A 22,447-nucleotide genomic window follows, 5' to 3' on the forward strand; every position below is an offset into this window, starting at 1 on the left:
GCCGGGCTACTCGGCCACGGTGGTGAAGAAGGCGGACTGGACGACGACGGTCCCCTTCGCCTCGGCCTTGGCGATGGCCGCGCGCAGGTTCGCCAGATAGGAGCCGGCCGGCTCCACCTCCTCGCGCTCCGCCGGAAACAGCGGCTCGCGCGTCACCAGCGCCAGGATCATCGCCGGGCCATAGGGCGGCGCAATGGTGTAGACGCGGTCGCTGGCCGACCTCGCGACCCCCAGCGTAATGGGGCGGCCGGCATCGACGCGGTCGTCGCGGCGCAGGCGCATCGGCACCATGTGGATCGCGTTGCCTTCGATGTCGATGTAATCGACGGTCAGATAGCCCGACATGCCGGGGGTCACCGTGACCTCCAGCTTTTCGCCCTGGCGATAGACCATCGACGGCCGGTTGAGGCCCAGCCCCAGCGCATCGGCCCCCTGCCCCTCCGCCCGGGCCGGCAGCCCGGCGACGCCCAGCGCCTCGCAGAGCGGCCAGGGGCGGACGGCGACGCGCGCGTCGATGTCGACGCCGCCCGGCAGGCCGGTGATCGCCGCCTTCAACGCGCCGGCATCGGCATCGCTGCCGACATAACCGCCGATCCGCAGGCCCTTGCCGGTCTCCACCGCCCTGACACCGGAGCAGGTGAAGCCGCCCGCCGCGGCCTCCACCCTCTTGCGGGCCTCGGCCAGCGTGATCGTCGGCACAGGCGGAGCGGCCGGAACCGCGGCCGGCACGACCTGGGCCGGTGCGGGGGTTGGCGAAGGTGCGGGCGGTGCGACGGTCTGGACGGCCGGAGTGACCGGCAGCGGCGGCACGGGAACGGCGGGAGCCGGCACCTCCGCCTTCACGGGCTCCGCAGGCGTTGGAGACGGGGATGGGGATGGTGCCGGAGGGGTGGGCGCGCCCAGCGGCGCCGTCGTCATGGCCGGCGGCGGGGCGGCGGGAGTTGTGGGGGCGGGAGTCGCGGGAGCCGCGACCTCCTTCACCGGCGCCTGCGCCGTCGATTGTTGCGCCGTCGGTTGGGCCGGCGGCTGCGACTGTCCGAACAGCAGGAAACCGGCGACGCCGGCCGCCACCAGACCGCCGACGCCACCGGCGATCAGCCCGACCGGCGCCTTCTTCGTCGGCCCGGCCGGCGCCTCTACGGTTTTCGCCTGGGCGGTCTTCGCCGGCCTGTCGGCCGCCACCGGCTTCGGCTTCTCCTCCGCCGCCGGGGTCGCGGCCGGGAAGGGGGTGGCGTCGAAGGGCGTGATCTCCGCCGGGCGGCGGGTCAGCGCGCCGACCAGCTCCGTCATCGTCCTGGCGCGGTTCTGCGGGTCCGGTTCCAGCATGGAGCACAGGACCCCGCGCAGCGGCTCGTCCAGCGCCGACAGGTCGGGCACCGCCATGCGCCGCTCGATCATCGCCTGCGGCGTGCGGCCCATGTCCAGCGGCCGGCCGAGCGCCGCCGCGGCCAGCACGAGACCGGCGCTGTAGATGTCCGACTGCGGCCCGACCTGCCCGCCGAACAGCCCGAACTGCTCGGGCGAGGCATAGCCGTACTTGCCGGCGAAGGCGTCGCCGATGACGGTCCCCGCCCCGCCGGCGGTCTGCTTGGCGATGCCGAAATCGATGATCTTGGCGTTGGCGATCCCGCGGCCGGGCAGGATGACGTTGTCGGTGGACATGTCGCGGTGGACGATACCGCGCTGGTGCGCCGCCGCCAGCCCCGAGGCGATGCGGTCGAGCAGGATGGCGACGTCATCCGGGTCCAGCGGCCCGCCCTGCAGCACCTCCTGCAGCGACGGCCCGTCGAGATACTCCATCGACAGCAGGATCCGGCCATACTCGTCGCGGAAGACGCCGTCGTAGGACACGACCGCCTCGTGCCGGATCTCGCGCAGCGCCGCCGCCTCGCGCCGCAGAAGCTCGACCATCTTGGCGTCCTGCGCCAGTTCCGGCCGGATCACCTTCACCGCATGCCAGGTGTTCATGTCGACATGGCGGGCGCGGTGAACCTCGCCCATGCCGCCGCGGGCGATCAGTCCCGCCACCTCGTAGGTGTGGCTCAGCAGGGTGCCCGGCCCGATGGGCGCCGGCGCCCCCCGCCCGCCCGACGCCTCGACGCCGGAGACGGACGACGCAGTGACGGAGGATGAGGTGACGGAAGATGAGGTGACCGACGTGGGAGCGACGGAGGCCCCCGGCACCGACGTGGCAGCGGCCGGCGGCGTGGTCAGCCTCGTCGCCTCGGCATCCATCCCCTGACTCGCGCCCCCGGTCGCCGCCGGCAGGATGGCGGTGGGCTCGTGGCCGTCGGCGGCGCGGTCGTCGGGGGTCTCGTCGGGGGTCTGGGCCATGGCGGGAAGCGGTCCGGTTCGGGAAGGGGCAGGCGGCGGAGGATGGAGCGGCGGCGGATCAGTCGGGCTTTCCGCCCTCCCGAGCACCGCCGGTATCCCCGCGCACGAAGCGGTCGTATTCGCGGGCGATGGCATCGCCGACGACCCGGTCGAAATCCTCTTCCAGCTCGACCACCAGATCCTTGTAGAGCGCCTCGTACTGGTCCCAATAGCGGGCCTTGCGCGCCGCCGGGACGATGCTGTCGAGCAGCCGCGTCTCCAGCCGCTGGCTGAGCGCGCCGGGATCGAACTTGGCGACCACCTGCTTCAGCGCGGTCTGCAGTGCCGCGGCATAGGCGAGGTGGTGGACCTGCACGTCGCTCGCCGCCTCGCGCACCGCGTCGGCCATCGGCAGGAAGCCGCGCAGGCGCGGGTTGGCCAGCACCGACACCGCCTCGTCCAGCGTCTCGCAGCGCTTCAGCGGGTTCTCCCCCGCCGGGCGGAAGCTGGTCTGCTCCAGATGGAATTCGTCCTTGAAGCGGGAGCGCGCCCGCAGCGAGCCATGCAGCGCCCCCAGGCTGGCGCGCAGCGCCTCGCCCAGGCTGCGCATCATCGCGTTCGGGTCGGGCAGCCCCTCCGGCGGCAATGGCGCGCCGAACCCCTCATAGAAGGCGGCGAGCGCCGCACCCGCGTCGGCGGCAGGCGCGGCAACGGGCGCGGAAGGGGCCGCGGTCACGGGCGGCGGCGGGGCGAATTGCTGCGCCGCGTGCGGAACGATGACGGAGTCGTCCGGCAACGGGATCGGTTCAGCCATCCGGACAGGCGGCGGTTCCGCGCGCAACGGCTCCGCCGGCAGCGGGTCGGCCGCCGGATCGGGCAGCGTCTCGTCGATGTTCCAGTCTTCCGGCAAAGGCTGGGCCGCCTTCGCCGCGGCGGGAAAAACCGGATCCGGAAAGGCCGGAGACGCCGGTTTCGGCGGGGCGAACAGCTCGTCGTCCCAGTCGTCGGGGATTCCGCCGCCCGAGGGCTGCGGCGTCGCGGCCGGCTGCTGGGCCGGCTGCTGGTAGGACACGCCGATCGACAGCGACTGGTTCAGCGGGTCGGAATGGTCGTCCACCGTGCCGAACCGCCAGTCCTCCGCCCGTTCGCGCGGGGCCGCACCGCTGCTGGAGGCGGTCCAGGCATCGAAGGGCGCTTCCTCCGACCGCAGCGGCTGGTGTTCGAACGGGCGCACCGCGGGATCGGCGAACATCTCGTCGAACTGGTCCGGTGCCGCGGCATGGGCCGGGGGCGTGACGGAGGAATGGGGACCGAAGGGATCGGCTGCGGCCTCCGTCCCGCCCAGCCGGAAGGCGCCGGAGATCTCGGTGAAGCTGGGGGCGGACAGCGACTCCACCGTCGCCTCGATGATGAAGCGGCCGATGCGGACGCGGTCGCCCGACCTCAGATCGGCCGGCACATTGCGGCCGAGCGGCCGGTCTGACCCGTTGAGGAAGACGCCGTTGGTGCTGGTGTCGATCACCCGGTAGCCAGCCCCGGTCTTCTCGAAGACGCAGTGCTGGCGCGACAGCAGCAGGTCGGGATCGGGGAGGATCCAGCCATTCTCGACCCCGCGCCCGACGGTGAGGTCGCCGCCATGCAGCGTCTTCTCGGCATTGCCGCCCAGCGACGCCCGATGGTCCGAAACGATCCTCAGCCTCAGCATTCCACGCTCTCCACCCCGCTGCCAGAACCCTCTTGCCCGGCGGTCAGCCGCCGATCACCACCGTCGGCGCCCCGGTCACGATCACCCCGCCATGGGCGGTCTGGTCGCCCAGCCGCGCCGCCGGCCGGCCGCCGACCATCACCGTCGCCGATCCCTTCACGATCACGTCCGGCGGGCCGACACAGACGCACATGTCCGTGACCACCGCGGCCGGTAGGAACTCGATCAGGACCGCCGGCACGCCCGGGCTGACGATGGGGCCGCCGACATGCGGGACCGGGCCGGTCGTCATCGGGCAGGTGTGCATGTCGGTCAGGCGCGCGGCGGGCGGCATGGGCGGTCTCCTCCGGCCTCGGGATCAGCGGATACGGGGCGCGTCTGCGCCTGGGGTGGTCCGCAGCGGAATTTCGACGCGGCGCAGGTCGCCGTTCACCGATTCGAACAGGACCAGCGCGTCGGCGCCCGCATCCTCCATCATGAACCGGATGCCGGGGCCGAACAATGCGGCGCGCTGGGCCTCGTCGCTGATCGGCAGGAAGCTGCCCAGCACCGCCGGATCGTAGAAGCGGAACAGGTAGGTCGCCCCGCCCTCGCCGTTGACGATGGTGAATTTGCGGAAATGGCGGCGCACCGCTTCGATGTCGCCGTCGGCCTGCACCAGGATGCCCCAGCCGCGGCCCCAGCCCTCCCCCACCAGCCAGTCGGCGACGGCGCTGCCGCGCGTCAGCCGGACCAGATAGGGCGCCACCTCCGCCAGTTCGCTCGCCGTGTCGCCCTGGTAGAGGGAGCGCATGTCGGCCTCCTCCTCCCGCGCCAGCAGGCCGGGATAGAGGCCGGGATCGCGGGCCGCATCGACGATCATGTAGAGCGCGCGCGCCTCATCCCCCGGCGGCCACAGATGATGGCCGAGGCGCGCTATCACCTCCTGCGGGGACCGGCGGGGGAAGGCTCCGTCATCGCCCTGCCTGTGCCTGAATTCATGCCTGGGTTCATGTCTGGCAGATCTCGCACAGCGGCGTGTTGGACGCGGCGGCGCTGCGCATCACCATGGCCTGGGCCGCGGTCTTCGGGGTGTGACTTTGCGCCGGGCGCGGCAGCTTCGCCTTCGGCGGGGCCGGGATCGTCCCGCCCTTGTCCTTGTCGGCGGGCGACGGCTTGTCCGGCTTGGCCGGCGAGGCGCTCAGCCCGTTGGCGGCACCGCCGCTGTTGATCAGCACCATGGTGCCGTTCATGGCGATGCCGGCCGGGCTCAGCGTGATGAAGTTGCCGCCCACCTTCAGCGTCAGCGAGGCACCGGCCTCCAGGCACAGATTCGCCCCGGCATGGACGGCATAGTTGGTGCCGATCTTGTCGTGCAGGTCGACGCCCACCGTGCGCGACACGCCGCCGCCGATGGATTCCACATGGTCGCCGTCCACCGTCGCGTGGTGGTTCTTGCCCACCCACTCCCACAGGCCGCCGGCGACGTTCACATGCTGGCCTGACGCCACGGACGTGCGGCTGTCATGGCCGATGCGCAGGTCGTAGTCGCGCTGGGCATGGACGAAGACCTGCTCCTTGCCGGCCTTGTCCTCGAAGCGGATTTCGTTGAAGCCGCGCCCGCCGGGCGAACTGCGAGTCTTGATGCCGGAGCGCGTCTTGTGTTCGGGCAGGGCGTAGGTCGGCAGCGCGTCGGCGTTGTTGACGACGCCGATCACCATCGGGCGGTCGGGGTCGCCGTCGACGAAATCGACCAGCACCTCCATGCCGATGCGCGGCACCGTCTGCATGCCCCACTGGTGCCCGGCCCAGCTCTGCGCCACCCGGATCCAGCAGGAGCTTTTCTCGTCCGACCGGCCGCGTCGGTCCCAATGGAACTGCACCATGATGCGGCCGAACTTGTCGGTGTAGATCTCCTCCCCCGCCGGGCCGACGACGAAGGCGGTCTGGATGCCGCGCACCGACGGCTTGGGCGTCCGCCGCGCCGGCCGCACCACCGCCTTGGCCGGCAGGGCGCGGAAGCTGTTGCCGTAGGACGCCTTGCGCTTGTCGCCGGGCAGGAAGCCCTCGTTGCAGGCATCGAACTCCAGTTCCGCCACCACCACGGGCTGGTTGTTCTCCGCCGCTATCGGGTGTTCGGTCAGGGCAAAGGTCATGCCGGGATGCAGGCTGCGGCAGGCGCCGACGCCGCGCACCCCCTCCAGCCCGCGCTCCTCCGTCTCCATCCGGCGGCGGGCGAGCGCCGATCCGGCGTCGCGCGTGGCGAAGCGGCCGGGATATTCGAACAGCTCATACTTGGTGGAAACCGGCACCTTGGCGACCGACGCCTCGCCGCTGTCCAGCGCGGTGCGCGGCGCCTGGAAGTCGTAGTCCTTGGTCGCCCAGCGGCCCGACGCGATGGAATAGACCCGCTCCCACCGCTCGATCTGGTCGGCATACTGGCCGCTCGGGTTGAAGCGCAGGGTGGCCGGCGACAGCTTGGCATAGCCGGCGGCGCTGTCCGACAGGATCAGCTTGTGGCGGTCGCGTTCATGCGCGAAGTAGTAATAGATGCCCTCTTCTTCCAGCAGCCGGCTGATGAAGTCGAAATAGGTTTCGTTGTACTGGACGCAGTACTCGCGCGGCTGGTAGGTGCCGCTCAGGCTGCGGAATTCGAAGTTGGAGAAGCCGAATTCCTGGAAGATCGTCTCGACGATCTTCGGCACCGCCATCGGCCCGCCGCCGCCCAGGCTGTGGAAGATGCGGCAATCGCTGGTATAGGACAGCAGCGACAGCCAGGGCACCACCTCGATCGTGTAATAGCGCTGGTCGCGCCCCACCGGCACGCCGACGCCGAGCGAGCGCGCGATGCCGTTGACGTAGTGGCGCTGCCCGTCCAGTTGGCGGAAGCCGATGTTGACGCTGTTGCCGACGATGGTCTCGGCCGCCAGCGGCTCGATGGGGCCGAGCGCGTCGATGCGGTAGAGGAAGGGGCTGGACAGCGCCTCGCGCCCCTGCACCCGCTCCACCAGCAGCACGTCGGGTCCGGCCGGGGTTTCCAGCGACAGCAGACGGTCGTCCTGCGTGAACTGCATCACGCCCTCCTCCTCGGCACGGCCGGTCAGGAAATCGACGAAGGATGCCGCCGGCGGCAGGCCGGCGGTGGTAAAGCCTTGCTCCGCCACGCCCTCCCCGCCCAGCGTCCACCAGCGGGCGCCGGCAGAAGGAGCCGCTCCCGACTGCTGCGGCACCGACAGGGCGGCGACGGAGCCGACGAAGGCCTCAACGTCCAGCGTGTGGGTCAGGACCGACAGCGCCAGCTCCTCCGCCGCCTCGAACCATGCGGCGTCGGTTTCGGCTCCGGCGACGGTCTGGCCGGGGGCGAACAGGGCGACCAGCGCCAGCGGGAACTGCCGCCCGGCCTTGTCGACGCTGGGCATCATCACGCCGGCCGCCGCCTGCGGCCCGCAGACCCCGGCCTCCAGCGTGAAACGCCAGATCGGCGCGTTGAGGTAGCGGTCCATCCACCCCTCGCCCAGCGCGGCGCGGCTGGCCTGCAACCCGTCGAGCAGCCAGTCGTGCCACGGGTCGGCGAAGCTGCGCGGCAGCCCGCGCAGCAGGAAATCGCCACGCGCCGGCAGCTTCCCGAAACAGCCGGTGTTTCCGATCACGGACTGGCCCATCACAGACTGTCCGGGCATCGGAAGTCCTTGAGGTCGCGGATCGAGAAGGGGTTGACGGCACTGGTCATCCGCACGTCGAAGCTGGCCGACTTGCCGGCGGCGCCGAAGCTCAGCGGGATGCGGTCGGGCACCGAGCCCTTGCGGCCGCGGTTGGCGTCCAGCGTGCGGAACCATGCCCAGCTGCCGGTGCGCTGGGTCATCTCCGGCGGCTCGGTCGGCTGGCCGGTGAAGGTGACGCGCAGGTCGCCCGCCCCGCCCGGCTTCGGCCACTGCAGCCCCTGCGCCAGCGTGGCGTTGCGGGCGAAGGTCATGCGCTGGCCGTCGATGTCCAGATCCACCTGCTCCACCCCGGCGCCGAGATAGGTCGGGCGCAGCTCGAAGCGCAGCGACGGCACCCGACCGCCGTCGGGGAAGAAGGCGTCGCGGATCATCGCCGCATGCTGGAAGGCCGGCAGCACCGACGACGGAATGCCGAGGTCGGCGGCCGACGGCTGCCAGCGCCACGGCTCCCGCGTGGTGTCGACGAAGGGGCGCAGCCGGTTGGTGAAGAAGGCGTCGATCAGCCCGCCGGGGGCGAACATCCGGGCGAAATCATCCATGCCGACATCGGCCGAGGCGCCCTTGACGAAGGGATAGCGGTTGTCCAGCGCGCGGCGGCACCAGGGCAGCACCGTGCTCTGCCATTCCGCGTTGATCTGCGACCGGGCACCGCTCAGCGTGCGCGCCGTGCCCTGCTCCACCAGCTCTTCGGTCCAGCGGCGGACCGGCTGCGGGTAATAGGCCATGTCGGTGGCGAGCTTCTGGAACACCTCGCCGCCGCCGCTGGCCGCCAGATCGAACAGCTTCTGCCCGCTTCCCGCCCCCAGCGACAGCCGGGCCAGCACGGCGTGCACGCCCTCCAGCTGGCGCAGCAGCTCCTCCAGCCGGGCATTTCCGCTGTTGCGGGTGAAGTCGTTCAGCGGACGGAAGCGGTCGTCCACCATCTGGCTGACCAGCTTGGCGACGCCGCTGTCGGCGACCGCCGCGGCGACCGCCGCCACGGCGGGAGCGGCGCCGGCCGGCGCCTCCGGCACGCGCTGCAGCGTCGTCTCGTTGGCCACCGCCGCCAGCAGCTTCTGCAGGGGAGAGTTGCGGCCGGACAGGATGTTGACCGCCTCGCCCAGCGCCTGCGGGTTGGCCGCCGGCACCAGGGTGATGTCGTTCAGCAGAGCGTCCCAGCGGCCGGCATAATCGCGCAGATAGAGGGTCAGTGCCGCCGTCTCCAGCTCCGGCCCGGCCTCCTCCCCGCGCGGGGGGCCGAGCAGCCAGCTGAGGTCGCGCACCGACCGCGCCGCGCCCGGCAGGCCCGGCAGCATCACGCCGGTGAAGCCCTGCAGGGTGTAGAAGCCCGGAACGCCGTCGCTGAAGCGCGCACCGGAGGAGCGGCGGAACACCCGGTCGCCTTCCGGCCCGGCCTGGTCGGACGGGCGCCAGTCCGGCAGCTTGCGCGCGGCCTCGCCGTCGCGGATGGCGGCATAGGCGCGGGCGGCCAGCGGCGTGCGGGCCAGCACCTCGCGCGCCTGCCGGACCAGTTCGGCGTCGAGGTTAAGCTTCGGCAGGCCGGCGGGGGCGCCCAGCCCGGCGTCGATGTGGCCGAGGATCGCCTTGGTCTCGTCCTCGCCCGGCGGGGGCGAGACGCGGCGCAGCCAGCCGGCGGTCCAGGCCTTCACCTCCTCGCCATTGACCGGTCCGGCGCCGCCCAGCGTCAGGTAGAGCCGCAGCAGCGCCTCCACCGCCGGGGCGTCGTCGGCGATCAGCCGGTCGCGCAGGTCGCGCTGCACCCGCACCAGCATGCGCGGCACCAGCAGCCCGTTGACCGCACGGCGGTAGAGCGCGTCGCCGGCTTCCTCCAGCTTGTCGCCCTGGTAAAGCCCGAAATCGAGCGCCAGCTTCTGCTTCAGCGCCAGCGTGTCGTGGCCGGCCGGCAGGGCGCGCAGCTCGTTCAGCACCGGCAGCACGCGGCGGATGTCGTCGTCGGCGACGGTGCCGGCGGCCAGCGCCTCCGCCTTCGGGCGATAGGCGTCGACCGCCTGCTGTTCGCGCTCGATCAGCCCGGCATTGCCGAGATAGCTGGCGACCCAGGCGGCGGTGGCGGTGACCGTCACCAGCCCGAACAGGCCGTAGGCGATGCGCGGCACCCAGATGCGCCGCCGCTCCGCCGACGGGTCGAAGCCGACCAGATTGGCCTCGCGGAACACCAGATCGTTCAGCAGCCCGCCGAGGAAATAGCTGCGCTGCTGCCCGGCGGCGACGGCGCCGCCGCGGAAGGGTGCGGCCGGCAGGCCGAAGCTCTCGGCCAGCCCGCCGATCAGCCGGTCGATCTGCGTGCCTTCCTGGGTGCCGCTGGTGAAATAGATGCCGCGCAGCCGCAACGCCGGCTCATACCGGTTGGCCTTGAAGGCGGCGGCGACGAAATCCAGCAGCGGCTCCTTCAGGGAGGCCAGCTGCGACGGGAAGGCGAAGATGGCGCCGCGGCGCTCCTGCGCATGCTCCTGCTGGATGCGGTCGACCGCGCGGGCGGACAGCCGGCCGGCGATGCCGTCCAGCTCGCTGCCCAGCGTCGCCATGCCGGCATCGCCCAACTCGCTTTCGGCCGCCGGCAGGGTGACGCCGACGATCTGCCGGCGCTCGTCCCGGTTCAGGTCGTGGAAGAACTCGTTGAAGCCGGCGATCAGGTCGGCCTTGGTCAGCAGCAGATAGACGGGCGCCTTGATCTTCAGGGTCTCGTACAGCTCGCGCAGGCGGCGGCGGATGGCGGCGGCATGCTGCGCCCGCTCCTCCGGCCCGGCGGCGGCGAGGTCGGGGACCGCCATCGCCACCAGCACGCCGTTGATCGGCTGGCGCGACCGCGCGTCCTTCAACAGCTTCAGGAAGGCGCCCCAGCCGGTCTGGTCGACCGCCTCGTGGCTGTCCTGGGTGGTGTAGCGCCCGGCGGTGTCGAGGAAGATCGCCTCGTCGGCGAACCACCAGTCGCACTGGCGGGTGCCGCCGACGCCCTTCAGCGGCTTGCCGCCCGTATGGTCGGCCAGCGGGAAGTTCAGGCCGCTCTTCAGCAGGGCCGTGGTCTTGCCGGCACCCGGCGGGCCGATGATGACGTACCAGGGGGTGGAATAGAGATAGCCGTCGCCCAGCCCCCGCTGCTTGCGCCCGGCCTTCAGCAGGGCCAGCGAGTCCGCGAAGGTCTTGCGCAGGCCGGCGACCTCGTCGGCCTGGTCCATCGCCGCCATGCGGGCCGCGTCGGTGCCGCCGGTCAGCTCCGCCGTCATCCGCTCCTCGGCCTTGGCGTCGCGGCGCTTCAGCAGCACCAGCACGACGGCCAGGATCGGGAAGGGCACGGCGGCGGCCACGGCCAGCCAGGGCATCTCCAGCCCGGCCAGCGGCGCCAGCAGCGCGATCAGCGCCGCCGCGATCGCCGCACCGATGAAGCCCAGCACTGCGCGGGAGAGCAAGATGGCGGTCAGCCGACTCATTCCGATACCCCTGTCCCTGATCTTTTCCGGCCGCTGGCACCGTCCCCGTCCGGGACGGCTCCGCTCACTTCTTCAGGATGATGTCGATGCGGCGGTTCGCCGCCCGGCCTTCGGGCGTGTCGTTGGACGCCACCGGCTCGGTATCGGCCTTGCCCTCCGCCTTCAGGCGGGACTTGTCGGCGAACAGCGGGTCGAACTCCGCCATCACCGACTCGGCGCGCGCCTTCGACAGGTGCCAGTTCGACGGGAAGCGCAGCCGCCCGCCGCCGGTCATCGGCACATTGTCGGTGTGGCCGGTGATGAGCACCGCGCCCGGCTCCTCCGCCACGGCGCGGCCGACGCGCAGCACCGATCCCCGCACCTTGTCGTTCAGGCTGGCGCTGCCGCTGGCGAACAGGTTGCTGCCGCGCATGCGCACGGTGATGGACAGCGCGTCCTCCGTCACCTCGACCAGCCCTTCGGCGATCTCCGGCTCCAGGAACTTGCGCACGCGCTGGACCTGCGTGGTCTGCGGCGGGGGCGGTGGGGCGATCTGCGGCGGCGGCGGTGCGGCCTCCGCCAGCTTGACCGGGGCCGGCGTCTCGATCACCACACCACCGTGCGGCGGCAGGCCGCCCATCCCGGCGAACAGCCGGTCCGACGCGCCGTTCAGCAGGAAGCTGAGGCCCAGGAACAGCAGCAGCAGGAACAGCGCCGTGCCGGCCCCGGCCACCCAGACCGGCAGCGAGCTGCGCGGCGGACGGTAGTCCATCGCCAGCGCCGCCGCGTTCGGGCAGAGGATGCGGTCGGCATAGCCGCGATGCTTCACCAGGATGTTGTAGACGTCCTCGCGGATGCGGGCATGCTCGCTGTCCTGCCGGCCGGCGACGCGGTAGCGGCCGCGGAAGCCCAGCGACAGGCAGAGATACATCAGCTCCAGCAGGTCGCCGTATTTCCCCGGATCCTGCCGGGCGGAGGCGAGCCGCTCATAGAACTGGTCGCCGCCGACGACGTTCTTGTGGAACATGCTGGTGACGTTCTGGCGCGTCCAGGAACTCTGGCTGCCCCATGGCGAGTTCAGCACGATGTCGTCGATCAGGGCGCAGAGCGCGTAATGCGCGGTCGCCTGGGTCGCGGAGTCCATGCCGGACTTGGTCACCCAATGCTGGAAGTCGCGCAGGGCGGAGATCACGCGCTGGCGCAGAGACTCCAGGTCCGGAACCCCGGTCACGTCATTCAGCCGCGCCGCCAGCAGCAGCACCGGCGAGGCGGCGGCGGCCAGCGGTGAGCGGGCGGCGAAGATGCCGGCCAGCGCCGGTCCCGGCACGCCGACCGCCTCCACCCGCGCCGCGGCGGGCGGCTCCCCGCCGGGAGCACCGGGTGCGCGCCGGCCACCCGGCGTCGGCATCAGGACCGTGCGTTCCGTCTCCGGTCCGGGCGTGCCGCCAAACTGATCGCCGCCTTGCATGTCCACCCCAATCCCCGCGCCGCCGCGAAAGCGGTCCGGCCCCTCTTTTGTAAACACTGTGAACGAACTAACCGACGTTTATCTAGCCATTTCTGGCCGGCGAATCCGGGGGACGCGCGGCGGTTTGCCGTACCTCCGCGCCTCCTCGTCCGGGGTGCCCCGTCAGGGTTGGACCGGCTGCGGCGCCGCCAGCGGGAAGGGGTTCAGCTCGTTGCCGCCGGTCTTGAAAATGGCGGACTGGCTCCACTTCTTCTCGCGCGCCAGACGCGGCACCGCGCGGTTCACATACTGGCCGAGCGTGAGGTTGTAGATCGCCTCGTCCCCCGGCAGCAGCGCCTTGCCCTTCAGCCCTTCCAGCACCGCATGGGCGAAGATGCCGTTGCGGCCGTCATAGCTGTCCAGCGCCTCCTCCTGCTCCGACGAGGCGGCCAGCAGGTAGCGCTGCCCCATGTCCTGGTACAGCTTGTCGACCGTGCCGGCCGACACCGCGCCCGAATGGCAGGTGTCGAGCATCACCAGCACGTTGCGGGCGGAAATGGCGCTGACCAGCCGGTTCAGCTCCTTCTCCGACAGGCCCTGCTCGCTGATCGCCTGCGGGGTTGCGGCGGTCACGTTCTGGGTGATGAAGTGGTAGAGCTTGACCGACGGATCCTTCGGCGAGGGCACGATCACGCCATGGCCGGCGAGGTAGAGGACGACGGTGTCCTCCTCCCGCGCGTTGACGGCGAGATCCTCCAGCCCGGCGATCACGGCCTCGCGGCTCGCCTGCTCGTCATAGAGCGCCTTGGACAGCGCCCGCGACTGCTCCCGGTCGTAGCCGGCGGGGATCCGCCCGCCCAGCACCTCGGCGAAGGAGGAGGCGTCGGCGCGGGCGAAGCGCAACTGCGTGCCCTCCGGCCGGTACTTGTCGATGCCGACGACGAAGGTGATCAGCCGCGGCTTGGCCGGAGCGGCGCGCTCGGTCTTGGCGCCGGCCGTTGACGCATCGGCGGTCGCCACCGGCTTCGGCAGCACGAAATCGACCAGCGGCGAGCGCTCATAGATCGCGTCGCTGCCGTTGTAGGCGCGGATCTGCACCCGGTTGCTGCCGGGATCGAGGCGGACGGTGCTGACGCGCTCCTCCGGCGGCGGGGGCTGGTCCTTGTTGGCGTCCGCCGGCGTGGCGCCGGGCGCAGGCTGGGCCTGAACGGCGGGCTGCGGCGCCGGCTGCGCGGCGGGCGCCGGTTCCTTGGCGCGGGCGAAGGCTCGGGAGGTGTCCTGGCCGCTGACGTTGCGGCCGTTGCGGAACAAATCCACCGACCCGATGCCGCCGCCGGTGTCGGCCAGCCGGTAGCGCAGGCGCACCGCGCCGATCCCCTCCGGCAGCGTGACCGACAGGCGCGGCTCCTCCGCCGCGACGTCCAGCTCCGGCGACTGCGGCACGGGCTTCGGCGCAACCGGCTTTGCCGCCGCCTGCGGGGCGGGCGCCGGCTCCTTGGCGCGGGCGAAGGCGCGGCTGACCGGCGTCATGTCGAGCGGATGGCAGGTTTCGGCGGTCGTCGGAACGGTGGCGGCACCGGCAGGCGACGCGGGAGCTTGGATTTGTGCGGTTGGTGCAGCAGCGGCCGCGTCCGTCGCCCCGGTGCCGAGCGCAAGGCCGCGGCTGGCGGCGGGCACGGTGCAGTAATCCAGCAGGGTCACCTGCGGGCGGCGCTGGGTCAGCAGGCGGATGTCGCCGATAGCGGATAGCCGCGCGGCGATCTCCGCCTGACCGGTCTGCTGCAGCTTGGAGCGCACCAGTTCGGGGGCGTTGAAAACGCGGTAGACCTGCTTGAACTCGACCCACTGGAGACCCTTCTTCTTCGGGTCGTTCAGGTGGAAGCCGACCAGGGTCTCGCCGCCGCTCTCGGAATGGTCGAAGAAGGCTTCCGGCGTCCACAGCACCCAGCGGCGGCCGTCGCGGTGCGGGAACAGCGCCGCCAGCTCCTCCAGCGGGCGGGTGCCGCCGGACAACGCGTACCAGCGCAGCGTGCCGTCGCCCAGCGCGGCCACGGCGACGCGCCCGTCGGCCGACGCGACGACGCCCCACACCGCGGCCGGAACCTCGGCACGGGCAAGCTCGGCCCCGGTGGGGTCGAGCAGGCGCAGGCTGAACTCCCCGCCCAGCAGGACGCGGCGCTGCCGGCCCAGCACGGTGACGCTGCGTGCCCATTCGCCGCTGTCCAGCTTCACCGGCTGGCCGTTGACCTTGGGGTTGCGGGTGTTGCGCCAGTCGGCGATGCCGATCCCCGGCCCCTCTGCCGTGGGCCGGGCGAGGCCGGGCAGCGCGTCCGGCGCCGGGGTCAGGCTGCGGGCGAGCACGTCGAAGCGCATCGGGCGCTGGCCGCCCTGCTCCATTCCGAATTCCAGCACCAGCCCGTCGTCGGACAGGCCGAAACGGCCGAGATGGATGTCGCGGTAGTCGGCGACGTCGCCCATGCGGGCGAACTGCAGCCCGCCGGCCGGGCCGATCACGCCCCATCCCGGATCGGCGGCGGCGAAGGCAACCCCGCCGCCCGGCAGGGCCAGCAGATGGGTCACGGAATCGCGCGCGGCGGGGGTATCGGCATAGGCCCCCTTGCCGGCATCGGCCCAGCGCCGCACCACGTTGCGCTTGCCGTCCACCGTGGCGGTGCCGGCGGCGACCAGCGCCGTGCCGTCCCAGGCCACCGCGGCGAAGCTGCCGCCGGTAATCCCGGTGGACTTGGCGCTGTGGCGCGTCTTCAGGTCGGCGGCGGCCAGCACGTCGACCTGCGCCTGATCGGCATAGCCGACCGCCAGCAGCGCCCCGTCCGGCGAGAAGGCGACCGAATAGGGCATGCCCTTGCCCGGCTTGCGCTTGGCCTTCGGCTTGAAGCTGCTGTCATAGAGGCGGACGTTGCCGTCGAAGGACGCGGTGGCGAGCCGCCCGTCGGGCGCGAAGGCCAGCGCCGACACCCGCGCCTCATAGGCGGTGTCCTCGGCGACCAGCTTGAAGCTGGAGCTGTCCCACACACGGATGCCGGCGGTGCCGCCGAAGGCCCCGGCGACGAACCGCCCGTCGGGGGAGAAGGCAAGGTCGTTCAGCACCTGCGGCTGCCCCGGAAGCCGGGCCTTCAGCCGCTGCGCCTTGACGTCGAACAGGTAGAGCGTGACGCCGTCGCCCCAGCTCGACCCGGTGTTGCCGGCTGCGACCGCCAGCGACCCGTCGGCCGACAGGGCCACGGCATAGAGCGCGCCTTCGTCCCCCGCCTCAATCGGCACGCGCAGGACGCCCAGCGGCTCCCCGCCGTCGCGCGCCCACAGGCGCAGGGACTTGTCATTGGAAACGGTGGCGATCAGCCGGCCCTGGGCGTCGCTGGCCAGCCGGTTGACGCGGGCGGTGTGGCCGCCGGTCTCGATCCGCAGGAACGCCCCCGTCGAGGCGTCACCGGCCAGCACCGGCCGGGCCGCGAAGGACCCCGCCAGCGTGCCGAGGAGCGCGCCCAGCAGGACGGCGGGAAGAACGCCGCGCCGCAGGCGCGCGTTCAGGCGAGAAAGACAGCCGGCCATCATCCGTTCCGCTTGCACTGGTGTCGTCCGGCGGCGGTCCCGCGCATTCCGCGCGAAGGCCCGCCGCCGGTCAGCTCCTATCAGACCGCGCCGATCAGGCGGCGTCCAGCGTCGCTTCCTTCTGGGCGATCTGCTGGATGCTGCTGGTGGTGGCGTTGATGCGCTCCGACGTCTCGAAGGCGGTGTTGGTGCGCTCGACCACCTGGGCGGCCTGGGTGGTGGCCGTCTGCTTCGCCGGCTTCTTCTTGGTCTGCGCCTTGACCGCGGTCTTGGTGCGGATCTTCTCGGCGGAGCCCGGCTCGATGTTGTCGGCGGCGATCAGATACTCGTCGCGGCGCTTGGTGATGTTCTGGTTGATGCTGCTGGCGATGGCGTAATCCTTGTCCAGCTGGCCGCGGATCGCCGCCAGACGCTTCTCGGCCTCCGGCTTGGCGATGCGCTGGGCCTTGTAGTCGGCCTTGACGCGCGCGATCTCGGCGCGGCGGCAGTTCACCAGCTGGTCCAGCGCGACCTGGGTGCGGTTCAGGTTCTGGTTCTCGGTGTCGAGGTCGCTCATCACGCCCAGGATCGCCTGGTCGCGGCCCTGCTGCGACCGCGAGTTCCAGTAGCCGCCCAGCGTGCCCAGGGCCGCACCGGCGGCGGCGCCGATCAGCGCGCTCTTCACGTTGCCGCCGACGATCGCACCGGACAGCGCGCCGACGCCGGCGCCGATGGCCGCGCCCTTCAGCATGTCCTCGGCATAGTAGTTGCCGGTCGAATCGAGAGCCACGCGGTACTGATAGCAGGCGTCGCTGCCATCGTTGGCGCCGATGCGGTCGGTCTGCGTGGTCACGCAGCCGCTGAGCGCCATGGCGAGGATGGTGATGGAGACGAGGCTTGCCTTGGCACGGTTGCTTCGCATGACCTGGATTCCCGTTTGCATTTCTGTTCAAGACATATTTCGATCAGGTCCAGAACTCCGGGCCGTCCGCACCACCCCCACAGTGGGCGCGTCCCGTAGCCGATCAGGACCCGCCGCAACGCTGCCACAGCAACAACTGTAACGGAAGAGGTCATTACTACCAATTCGTGCGGCCTTTTATCGATTTTTTCGCTCTGTAGCCTTTGCGGCACGGCTTTCCAGGAGAGGTATGATGTTCGGGGACGTGGGGATATGATGTTCGGAAGAATGCGGCGCCGGATGGCGGCGACGAAGATCCTGGCCGGCCTGACCGCAATGGTTGCCGTCGGGACGGTCCTGACGATGACGGCAGGCACGGCGCGGGCCGAAATCGCGGCCCTGGTGATCGGAATCGACCGTTACACGCGGATCAACCCGCTGCAGGGCGCCGTCAACGACGCGCGCGACATCAGCGCCGCGCTGAAGGGCCTGGGCGTCAAGAAGCTGCGCCTGTTCATCGACGGCGAGGCGGAGCGCAGTCGCATCATCGCCGCCTGGCGGGAGCTGATCGCCGAGACCTCCCCCGACTCGACCCTGGTGCTGACCTTCGCCGGCCATGGCGCGCAGCAACCGGAACGTGTCTCCGGCAGCGAAGTCGACGGCATGGACGAGTTCCTGGTGCTCGCCGACTTCGCCCCGCGGGGTCCCGGCACCGCCCAGCGGCTGACCGACGACGAGATCGCCGTGCTGCTGAAGGAGGCCGAGCCGCGCCGGGTGATCTTCGTCTCCGATTCCTGCCATTCCGGCACCATGACCCGCGGTTTCGACGACCGCGCCGGCATGCTGGGCACGCGGGCGGCGAAGATCGACGGCGCCCCGGTCGACCGCATCGACGACGACGCCCTGCCCCCGCCCACCCGCGCCGCCCTGCAGGCGGAGGCCGACGACCAGCCGCACGTCACCTTCTTCGCCGCCGTGGCGGAGCACGAACTGGCGCCCGAGGTGATGATCGACCGCAAGCCGCGCGGCGCGCTGAGCTGGGCCTTCGCCAACGCGCTGCGCGGTCAGGCCGACCGCAACGGCGACGGCATCGTCACCAAGGGGGAGCTGGAGGCGCATATCCGCGGCGCCGTCCGCATGGCGCTGGAGGGCAAGCAGCATCCGCAGGTCCAGCCGCGCGGCCGCGGCGAGGTCGCCCTGATCGACCCGGTCGCCACCAAGCCGAAACCGCCGTCGCTGCTGCCGGCCGCCGGTCCGATCCCGCTGCGCATCCTGGGCAAGCCGGCGGCGGTGAAGACGCTGACGGCCGGCCTTTCCGGCATCGAGCCGGCCGGCAAGGACGATCCCGCCCTGGTCTGGGACAGCGCCACCGGCGAGGTGGTCAGCTCGATGGGCGATGTGCTGGCCAGCATCGCCGGCGACCCGATGGCGCCGGAGACCCGGCGGCGGGTGCAGGGCGTGATCGACAAATGGTCGCTGGTGGTGCGGCTGAAGGCGGCGGCGCAGGACCGCTCGCTGGCCCTGGCGCTGGAGCCGGGCGACCGCAACTACCGGCAGGGCGAGACGGTCTCGCTCGACATCCGCGGCAATGGCGGGACCTATTTCACCCTGATCAACCTCGCCGCCGACGGGACGATCAACTACCTCTACCCGCTGGCGGAGCGCAACGACCCGGCGCAGATCCCGAAGGGCGGCCCCTACCGGCTGGCCCTGACGGTGGAACCGCCCTTCGGCGCCGACCATTTCCTGGCCATCGCCTCGACCAAGCCGATGGCGGCGCTGCAGCGGGATCTCGCCGCACTCGACGGCAAGCCGGCCGCCGCCGAGGTCGCCACCCTGCTGACCCGCCACCTGACCGGCCAGCCGGTGGAGTTCGGCATCCACGGCGTCTACAGCATGGGGCGTTAGCCATCACCCCCGCAGCGCCGCGCGGCGGTCCGCCCGCATCAGGGCGGCGCCGCGTTCGGCGATCATCACGGTCGGCGTGTTGGTATTGCCCGAGGTCAGGGTCGGCATCACCGACGCGTCGATCACCCGCAGGCCGCGCACCCCGCGCACCCGCATCTCGGCATCCGTCACGGCGGTGGCGTCGTCCTTGCCGCCCATCCGGCAGGTGCCGACGGGATGGAAGATGGTGGTGCCGATGTCGCCCGCCGCTTTCGCCAATTCCTCCTCCGTCTGGAAGCTGGGGCCTGGCTTGTATTCCTGCGGGTGGTAGGGGGCGAGCGCCGGCTGCGCCACGATGCGGCGGGTCAGCGCCAGCGCTTTCGCCGCCTTCGCCCGGTCGGCCGGATCGGACAGGTAGCAGGGCGCGATGGCCGGATTCTCGCGGTGGTCCGCCGAGGTGATGCGGGTCCAGCCGCGCGATGCCGGGCGCAGGTCGCAGACGCTGGCGGTGAAGGCCGGGAAGGCGTGCAGCGGATCGCCGAACTTCTCCAGCGACAGCGGCTGCACATGGTATTCCAGGTCGGCGGTCTCGACCTCCGCCGAGGATTTGGCGAAGACGCCGAGCTGGCTGGGCGCCATGGTCAGCGGCCCCTTGCGCAACAGCGCATATTCCAGCCCCATCATCGCCTTGCCGAACAGGCTGCCGGCCCGCTTGTTCAGCGTCAGCACGCCATCGACCTTGTAGATCATCCGCAGCTGCAGATGGTCCTGCAAATTGGCGCCGACGTCGGGCGCGTCCAGCACCACCGGAATGCCGAGCGACTTCAGATGCTCCGCCGGGCCGATGCCGGAGCGCTGGAGGATCGCCGGGCTGCCGATGGATCCTGCGGCCAGCACCGTCTCGATCCTGGAGGTCGCCCGCGCCGGCTCTCCCTTGACGGTGAAGCGCACGCCGGTGACGCGGCCGTCGGCGATCTCCACCCGGTCGATGGCCGCCTCGATGGCGAGCTTCAGGTTCGGCCGGTCGAGTGCCGGGCGCAGGAAGGCCTTGGCGGCACTCCAGCGGATGCCGCCCTTCTGGTTCACCTCGAAACTGCCGACGCCGAAATTGTCGCCGCGGTTGAAGTCTTCGGACCGCGGGATGCCGGCCTGCTGCGCCGCCTCGGCAAAGCGGTCCAGCAGGTCCCAGCGCAGCCGCTGCCGCTCCACCCGCCATTCGCCGCCGACTCCGTGCATCTCGTCGGCGCCGCGCCAGTAATCCTCTCTGCCCTTGAAGACCGGCAGCACCTCCTTCCAGCTCCAGCGCAAATCCCCGGTGATCGCGGCCCATTCGTCGTAATCGCGCGCCTGCCCACGCATGGCGATCATGCCGTTGATCGACGAACAGCCGCCCAGCACCTTGCCGCGGGCATAGTGGATGCTGCGGCCGTTCAGCCCGGCCTCCGCCTCCGTCTTGAAGCACCAGTCGGTGCGCGGGTTGCCGATGCAGAACAGGTAGCCGGCGGGGATGTGCAGCCACACCCAATTGTCTTTGCCGCCCGCCTCCAGCAGCAGGACCGAGACGTCCGGATCGGCCGACAGCCGGTTGGCCAGCACGCAGCCGGCCGTACCGCCGCCGGCGATGATGTAGTCGAAGCTGCCGAAATCCAGCACGTCCGCCATCCGCTTCCCTCCCGAGGGGATTTATCGATTTGTCAGACATATTAAATTGCTGACCGGGCGAACGATCCAGCGAAATTTCGCCGCAGCCCGCAGCCTGCCGCGAAAATCGCCGTTTCGCCCGGTCAATCCGCCGCCCGACGCCGCTGACGCTCCCGTCCGGTCAGCAGATCGACGAAGGCCCGCACCTTGGTCGGGCGGAATCGGGCGGTCGGAAAGACCGCATGGATGCCTCCCGACGGAAGACTCCAGTCGGGTAGCACATGGAGCAACCGGCCGGTGGCGAGGTCATCGGACACGCAATAGTCCGGCAGGACGGACAGGCCGGCTCCGGCGCGCACCGCCTCGCGCACGGCGAAGGTAGCGTCGAGCGCGATGGATGCCCGCAGCGTCACCCCGCGCCGCTCGCCCGCGGCGGACGCGAACTGCCAGTTCAACGGATCGCGCAGCGCCGTGTTGGCGATGAAGGGCACCGCGGCGACGGCGTCCGGCCCGACGCGATTGCCCAACCGCCCGGCCATTTCGGGCGTGCCGACCAGCAGTTGCCGGAAACTGCCGAACTGGCGGGCCTGCAGGCTGGTGTCGGTCAGCCAGCCGACGCGGATCGCCAGATCGAAATTGCCGGTGAGCAGGTCCAGCGACTGGTCGGACAGGGCCATCTCGGCCCGGCAGGCCGGATGGGCGGCGGTGAAGGCGGCGATGGCTGGCACCACCACCGAAACGCCGTAGTCGAACGGCGCCGTCAGCCGCAGCAGACCGGATGGCGCCGCCGCGCTCTCCGCCAGTTCGGCGAAGGCATCGTCGGCTTCGCGCAGGATCACCACGCAGCGCCGATGGAATGCCATGCCGGCCTCCGTCGGCCGGACCTTGCGGGTGGTGCGGACCAGCAGGGTGGCGCCGACCTCCTCCTCAAGCCGGGCGACCTGCTGGCTGACCACCGCCTTGGTGATCCCCAGACGTTCCGCCGCCGCGGTGAAGGATCCGGTTTCGGCCACCGCCGCAAAATAGGCGATGCGGTTGAGGTGCCTGGGGTCGCTCATGGCCCGTCCTGCCGGCTTCAATTGTCAGTTATTGGCATACGATATGTCCATTTCATGCCGGCTATACAGCACAATCGCCGCCGGATAGGGTCGGCTCACTCCATCGGCCTCGGTCAGGCCGGCCAACCATGCCCCGGACCCCATCATGACCCGGACCAGAACCGTCACCTATCTGTTCGACCCTCTGTGCGGCTGGTGCTACGGCGCCTCGCCCGCCATCGCATCGCTGGCGGCGGTCGGGGGCCTCGCACTGGACCTGCTCCCGGTCGGCCTGTTCTCCGGAGCCGGCGCCCGGCCGATGGATGACGGCTTCGCCGCCCATGCCTGGGCGAACGACCAGCGCATCCAGGCCCTGACCGGCCAGCCTTTCAGCGAGCTGTACCGCAGCCGGGTCCTCGCCGATCGGCAGAGCCGGCTCGACAGCGGACCGGCGACGCTGGCGCTCGCCGCCGTGGCGATGACGGCCCCCGACCGGGAATTTGCAGCACTCGCCGCCATCCAGTCGGCACGCTACGCCGACGGGTGCGACATCACGGAGGCCGGGACGCTGACCCGCATCCTGGCCGGACTCGGCCTGGAGACCGCGGCGGACCTGTTCGCCGAAGGGCCGGAGAATCTGACGGTCTTCGATGCCCTCCGGGTGGAGCGCGGCCGGCAGCTGTTGACCGCCTACCGGGCCGACGGGGTGCCGACCCTGCTGTATGACGACTGCATGCACCGCCGGAAGCTCGATTCCGAAATCCTCTTCTCCAAACCCGGCCGGCTGGCGGCGCTGCTGCAGGCTCAGTAAGCGCCCGATTTCAACCGCCATACCCGA

General features: G+C 71.2%; 13 protein-coding genes. 2 read left to right on the forward strand and 11 right to left on the reverse strand.

Annotation, left to right across the window (positions count from 1 at the left end; translation table 11 throughout):
* Positions 1-6 precede the first annotated feature (6 nt).
* From AB8P05_RS22705 to AB8P05_RS22745, 9 genes are all read right to left on the reverse strand, one after another.
* Positions 7-2,334, reverse strand: coding sequence for a serine/threonine-protein kinase (locus AB8P05_RS22705; RefSeq protein ID WP_472760979.1), 2,328 nt, complete (start codon positions 2,332-2,334; stop codon positions 7-9).
* A gap of 58 nt (positions 2,335-2,392) precedes the next feature.
* Positions 2,393-4,018 (reverse strand): type VI secretion system-associated FHA domain protein TagH, encoded by a 1,626-nt coding sequence (tagH, locus tag AB8P05_RS22710; protein WP_472760980.1) that lies wholly within the window; start codon positions 4,016-4,018, stop codon positions 2,393-2,395.
* Positions 4,019-4,061: 43 nt separating this feature from the next.
* Positions 4,062-4,352, reverse strand: coding sequence for a PAAR domain-containing protein (locus AB8P05_RS22715; RefSeq protein WP_472760981.1), 291 nt, complete (start codon positions 4,350-4,352; stop codon positions 4,062-4,064).
* Positions 4,353-4,376: 24 nt separating this feature from the next.
* Positions 4,377-4,940 carry a DUF4123 domain-containing protein gene (locus tag AB8P05_RS22720; protein WP_472760982.1) on the reverse strand — a complete coding sequence of 188 codons (564 nt, stop codon included), beginning with the start codon at positions 4,938-4,940 and terminating at the stop codon, positions 4,377-4,379.
* Between the two features lie 67 nt (positions 4,941-5,007).
* Positions 5,008-7,677 (reverse strand): type VI secretion system-associated protein TagF, encoded by a 2,670-nt coding sequence (gene tagF / locus AB8P05_RS22725; protein ID WP_472760983.1) that lies wholly within the window; start codon positions 7,675-7,677, stop codon positions 5,008-5,010.
* Complete coding sequence (gene tssM / locus AB8P05_RS22730; RefSeq protein ID WP_472760984.1) at positions 7,659-11,168, reverse strand: type VI secretion system membrane subunit TssM; 3,510 nt, start codon at positions 11,166-11,168, stop codon at positions 7,659-7,661. Before tssM ends, tagF begins: the two co-directional genes overlap by 19 nt.
* Positions 11,169-11,232: 64 nt before the next feature.
* Positions 11,233-12,615 carry a type VI secretion system protein TssL, long form gene (gene tssL / locus AB8P05_RS22735; protein WP_472760985.1) on the reverse strand — a complete coding sequence of 461 codons (1,383 nt, stop codon included), beginning with the start codon at positions 12,613-12,615 and terminating at the stop codon, positions 11,233-11,235.
* A 162-nt stretch (positions 12,616-12,777) separates the two neighbouring features.
* The gene (locus AB8P05_RS22740; RefSeq protein WP_472760986.1) at positions 12,778-16,182 is read right to left on the reverse strand and encodes a caspase family protein; all 3,405 of its coding nucleotides are present in this window, start codon (positions 16,180-16,182) and stop codon (positions 12,778-12,780) included.
* Between the two features lie 76 nt (positions 16,183-16,258).
* Positions 16,259-17,065: a YMGG-like glycine zipper-containing protein gene (locus AB8P05_RS22745; protein ID WP_472760987.1), complete on the reverse strand. Its 807-nt coding sequence runs from the start codon at positions 17,063-17,065 to the stop codon at positions 16,259-16,261.
* A 252-nt stretch (positions 17,066-17,317) separates the two neighbouring features.
* On the opposite strand from AB8P05_RS22745, the gene AB8P05_RS22750 reads away from it, so the two are divergent.
* A complete protein-coding gene (locus AB8P05_RS22750; RefSeq protein ID WP_472760988.1) occupies positions 17,318-18,952 on the forward strand; it encodes a caspase family protein in 1,635 nt (544 codons plus the stop codon).
* A 3-nt stretch (positions 18,953-18,955) separates the two neighbouring features.
* On the opposite strand, the gene AB8P05_RS22755 is transcribed toward AB8P05_RS22750, so the two are convergent.
* Positions 18,956-20,593, reverse strand: a complete 1,638-nt coding sequence (locus AB8P05_RS22755) for a GMC family oxidoreductase (protein WP_472760989.1) — start codon at positions 20,591-20,593, stop codon at positions 18,956-18,958.
* A 122-nt stretch (positions 20,594-20,715) separates the two neighbouring features.
* Positions 20,716-21,630: a LysR family transcriptional regulator gene (locus AB8P05_RS22760; RefSeq protein ID WP_108549133.1), complete on the reverse strand. Its 915-nt coding sequence runs from the start codon at positions 21,628-21,630 to the stop codon at positions 20,716-20,718.
* 145 nt (positions 21,631-21,775) lie between these two features.
* On the opposite strand from AB8P05_RS22760, the gene AB8P05_RS22765 reads away from it, so the two are divergent.
* On the forward strand, positions 21,776-22,420 hold the full coding sequence (locus AB8P05_RS22765) for a DsbA family protein (RefSeq protein ID WP_472760990.1): 645 nt from the start codon (positions 21,776-21,778) through the stop codon (positions 22,418-22,420).
* Positions 22,421-22,447: the final 27 nt, after the last annotated feature.

The sequence above is a fragment of the Azospirillum sp. VT-I1 genome (assembly GCF_055698305.1).